Consider the following 5111-nt stretch of genomic DNA (forward strand, 5'->3'; position numbering starts at 1 on the left):
CAAATAAAAGAAAGAGACAAGCAGCCACAAAAGTAGGCTGTTTTATTAGTTTAACAGGAGGTAATAAATGAGCAGTGATATTACAAGAGATAAAAATATGATTGTGCAGGGATTTAAGAAAAAAGGATTAAGCAAAGAAGTAATGGAACTGATAAATTATGATGCAGATTATGGTCTTACAAGAGAACAGATAGCAAAATATGCAGATAAGAAGATGGACATAGAAAGGATGAGAATCTATTCAGAGTGTTTACGTTTTGATTATGATGACAGAGTAATTAAAGTACTTACGGCAGAAGGAGTTGACATTACTAAACTAAAAATGGGACTTGATTTTTATAGACAGGGAGTTCCCATTGAAGACGTGGAAAGAATACTATCAAGTGGCGAAAAAGCAATAGCAATGAAGAAACAGTATGATGATATTTTACAGAAAACTGACAGCCTGGCAGATGAGGCAGAAATGGAGCCTGAATATGTAAAGAAACTTACGGATTATATTGAAGAGGTGGTGTTATCAATTGGAAATACGGACAAAAAGTTTGATGAAATTACTGATGTATTAAATAATCTTACACAGGATAAAAAAGAACAGAAAGAGCTTGAAAGAATACTTAAAGAAAATCAGGAAAAAGATGAACTGCTGTCACAGAAACAGGATGAGATAAACAGAGCTTATTCGCAGGCTGCAGAAAACAGAAAAGAAGCAGGAAAATTAAAAACAGAGAATGAAGCTTTAAAAGAAAAGGTAAAGGAATTGCAGAAGAAATATGAGCAGGATAAAGAAACCTTTAATAATGTAAGAAATGATGCCGATAATTATTTCTCTTTTCAGTCAGGAAATATGCCATATGCAGGCAATAAAAGTGCAGTTGTAAGAATTAACAGTAATGACATTGAAAGAAAAACATCAGTAAACAATCATGGTCTGGTAGGCATTTTTTCAAGACTTGGTATCAAAACAAAAAGTAGGAGAAATCTTGTAAAACTTGTAATTGATGAAGAATTAGACAGAAACCAGCTTGTCCAGATAAAAATTGCCATTGAAAAAGGTCTTACTGAAAATCAATTGGAGAACATCATAAACAGCAGAGTGCCTGCTGAAAGAATGAAAGAAATAATTGAGATTGCAGAGCTGGAAAACAGTCTGCAGGGATAGGAGGCAGGTATGTTATCAATGAAAGAAATGGCGGAATGGATTAAGAAAAGACTGGAAGGAATGTCGGAAGAAGAAATGGTGTTTGTGATGGAATATGGAATGAGTACAGGAGACAGAGAACTTACCGGCAACATGATTGAAGAGATAAAAAGTAAAGATAGGGATTTTGAAACCATAAAGAAAAGATACCTTGCCATTGCAGAAAAAAAGCCTTTATGGGTGGAGACGGCAGAAAGTCTTATAGCATCTCTTGAAATGCTGAGAATTGAAAAAGAAGAAATCCTTCACAGTCTTTGCAACGTTTTAAATGCATGGGGAGTAGACATTAACAGATATGAAATTGAAAACGGAAATTTGGATAAAGTAAAAGAATACGAAGGCAGGTGAAAAATATGGCAGATGAAATAGCAGAAGCAGTACAGATTATAAGAGTAGCTTATGACGGTATTGAGATAGCAATGAAAGTCGGAAGTGACGGCATAGAAGCTATGAAAAAAGTTCTAAATGTAATAAAAGGAATGCTTGATTATGAAAAAAATCTTGGAAGAACGTCAATGAGAAAGCTTTTGATGAGAGGAGGGGACCTGCAGGTTTTACAGTTTGACAACAGTGAAATGAAAAAAGTTAAAAAACTTGCAAAAAAGTATGGAATACTGTATTCCACAATGCCCAATATCAATAAGGGACAGACTGAAATAATTTTTCATTCGGAAGCAACACCAAGAATTAATGTTATGCTGCAGAGAATGAAATCAGGACATATCAGCACATTTGATGACTATGTAAAAAAGAGTGACAGTGAGGGAAAGAATAAACTTATTGACTACTTTCAAAAGCAGAAAGAAGGAAACGGTAAGTTTCATACACAGGAGGAAGAAAAAGCAGGAGAGGCAATACAGGGGCTGATTGAAAAAATAGGTCTTTATGCCGTTGAAAAAAATGATGTATCGGTTGATACCATAAAAGATAAGTTTGATATAGGAAGTGATGATGCAAAAGAAATAATTGGAAAACTTGTTACTATGGGGGCACTGGAAAAGTCAGATACGGATAATAGTTATAAGGCAGCAATGGATAAAGATGCCTTTACAAAAAGAATTAACAGTTATCGTAGTATTGCAGAGAGAATACAGGCAGTGTCCATGTCAAAAAACAATAATCTTTCAGACATTACAATATCAAAAACACTGATAGATGAGGAAAGTCAGGTAGCTGTTAAAACAAGAGTTCCAGGAACATGGGGAGAAAAAGTTCGTTATGTGTGGATAAGAAAAGAAAACATAATGGAAATACATAACGGAAAAACAATGCTTACATTTTTAGATATGGAAAAGGAATATAAACTTTATGACGGAAGTAACAGAGTAGTACAGACAATAAGGGGAAGTGAATTATATTCTAAACATTATGACAGTGTGGAAGCTGCTGTAAGAAAGAAATATGAAAAGAAGAAACCTGATAAAGAAGTTACATTAAAAACAGAAGAACATGGAAGGAGCAGAAGATAATGACAGAAAAGAAGAAAAAGCCTTCCTTTGTTCTTCTTTTTATAGGTGCAGTTTTGGCAGCGTATTTAGGATATCTGATAAACGGTGCCTGGAGTCAGGGTATGGACATTAATGAATTTATGGAATCATTAAATCATGTGTTGGCAGAGCCTTTTTATAATTATTATGAAGGGAAAGCAACAGTTAAGGCAGTTACCGTAGCAATACTTACATATGACATGGCAGTTCTTATGTACTATACAAGCAGAAGAAATCTGATGCCCGGCAAGGAATACGGAACTGCAAAGTTTGCCGATATAAATCAGGTAAACAAAACAATTAAGAATAAGGATGAACATTGTAACAGAATATTAAGTCAGAATGTAAGAATGAGTCTTGATACGAGAAAAACAAAACTTAATAACAATGTTCTTATTATCGGTGGCTCCGGTGCAGGAAAAACTTTTTATGAAGTAAAACCAAACCTTATGCAGATGCCTGATAAGTGTTCATTCATTGTTACTGATCCGAAAGGCGGTGCGAAACGTTCCATAGTGAAAAGCTATGGCACGATTGCAACTAATAATTGAATAAAAAAAATAGTAGTAAATCGGAGAACTAAACACACGATATGTCGAATGATGGAGTAACGTCCTGAAAGGCAACCCTAATCCTCCGACTTGCACCTAAGTTAGTAGAAACTAAAGTGTAAGAAGCTCGGTGAAGTCGGCAGAGAGATACCGAAACAGATTAGATGTCGAAAGCATTTCAGAGGTGAGATGTGTATCCTATATGCCGGGGGTCTATAAACTATCTATGGTGAGAATGAAGAGAGTTAAGCTCTTCTGACGAAACTTCGAATGTACGGGTCTATATCGGGACTATGTAGAAATGCATAGTGACACAAATAGTGTCGTTACTGTGGGCGAGTAAGACTCCGCCTTTATGAAAGTCCATACATTGTTACAGGCAGTGTCAAGGTAACAGGCTCATAGAAGGAACCTAAGGATAGATGTAAAGATAGTGTGTTTGGAACGTTGGAAGCTGACAGCGTGGAGAATCTACTTTCTACGAAACGTATCAAACGGGAAAATCACAATAGTGATATAAGTGAGATTATGTCAGTGAAAGCGGAGGTATAGTACCGAAGAAACCGTGATAATAAGCGGTGGAGGGAAGACCTCTAGTCATACAGTTAAGCAAATTAAAGTCGAATGGTATGGGTTCGAGTAAGACTAAGAGATGTAATCACTCCTAGATAGGAGGTTACAGACCATGCTAAAGAAAACCAAATTGAGATACAACGAATATTATGATATGCAAAGAGTATATGATTCATTGTATTCAGCAAGTAAAAACGGTAACAACTTTTATAAGTTACTGGAGATTATTGGTTCAGAAGAAAATATCAGGTTAGCATATAGAAACCTAAAGAGTAATAAAGGTAGTAATACCAAGGGAACTGATGGAAAGACAATAGACGATATTAAAGAACTAACAGATGAAACTGTGATTAATACAGTGAGAGAGATGTTAGCTGACTACAAACCTAAGTCTGTCAGAAGAGTGTACATTCCAAAACCAGGAAGTGACAAGAAAAGACCATTGGGTATTCCGTGTATATGGGACAGATTGGTTCAGCAGTGCATATTGCAGGTCCTTGAACCAATCTGTGAACCTAAGTTTCACAACCATTCATATGGTTTTAGACCAAACAGAGACACACATCACGCAATTAGTAGAACAGTTAGTATGATAAATATGTACAAGCATTACTACTGTGTTGATGTTGACATAAAAGGGTTTTTCGACAATGTCGACCACGGAAAACTTTTGAAACAGATATGGACACTTGGAATAAGAGACAAGCGTTTAATAAGTATCATAAGTAAGATACTTAAGTCAGAAATAAAGGGAGAAGGAATACCGACAAAAGGTACACCACAAGGTGGAATAATAAGTCCACTACTATCCCTAATAGTCTTAAATGAATTAGATTGGTGGATAAGTAATCAATGGGAAACATTCAAACCAAACAGAATGTCTAATGTTGCAGCATTTCGAACATATGCGAAGAAATACACCAATCTGAAAGATGGATTTCTAATAAGATATGCAGATGATTTCAAAATAATGTGTGGAAGTTATAACGAAGCACAGAGATGGTATCACGCAACAGTGGATTTCTTAAAAACAAGATTGAAATTGGACATAAGTGAAGAAAAATCAAAAGTCATAAATCTTAAGAAAAACTCATCAACATATTTAGGTTTTAAAATAAAAGTCGTTCCAAAGGGGAAGACCAGATATGGTTATATAGCAAAGACTGATATGAGTGACAAGGCAATTAAGAATGCAAAAAGCAATCTAAAAGCCAAAATAATTAACATTCGAAAAGACAACCCAACAGTGGCAATTAAAAACTATAATTCAGCCATTAGAGGAATACAAAATTATTATTGCAT

General features: G+C 35.2%; 5 protein-coding genes. All 5 read left to right on the forward strand.

Going from position 1 to position 5111, the window contains the following annotated elements; genetic code table 11:
* The first annotated feature begins 67 nt into the window (after nt 1–67).
* Nucleotides 68–1159, forward strand: coding sequence for a hypothetical protein (locus Q5O30_RS00220; protein ID WP_021951762.1), 1092 nt, complete (start codon nt 68–70; stop codon nt 1157–1159).
* Between the two features lie 9 nt (nt 1160–1168).
* Complete coding sequence (locus Q5O30_RS00225) at nt 1169–1546, forward strand: hypothetical protein (protein ID WP_021951763.1); 378 nt, start codon at nt 1169–1171, stop codon at nt 1544–1546.
* A 5-nt stretch (nt 1547–1551) separates the two neighbouring features.
* A complete protein-coding gene (locus Q5O30_RS00230) occupies nt 1552–2667 on the forward strand; it encodes a PcfB family protein (RefSeq protein ID WP_021951764.1) in 1116 nt (371 codons plus the stop codon).
* A complete protein-coding gene (locus Q5O30_RS00235) occupies nt 2667–3236 on the forward strand; it encodes a type IV secretory system conjugative DNA transfer family protein (RefSeq protein WP_021951765.1) in 570 nt (189 codons plus the stop codon). Before Q5O30_RS00230 ends, Q5O30_RS00235 begins: the two co-directional genes overlap by 1 nt.
* A gap of 685 nt (nt 3237–3921) precedes the next feature.
* The coding region (gene ltrA / locus Q5O30_RS00240) for a group II intron reverse transcriptase/maturase (RefSeq protein ID WP_302674483.1) at nt 3922–5111 on the forward strand (1190 nt) is incomplete at its 3' end.

This window comes from Eubacterium sp. CAG:161 (genome assembly GCF_000432355.1).
GTDB lineage: Bacteria > Bacillota > Clostridia > Lachnospirales > Lachnospiraceae > Eubacterium_G > Eubacterium_G segne.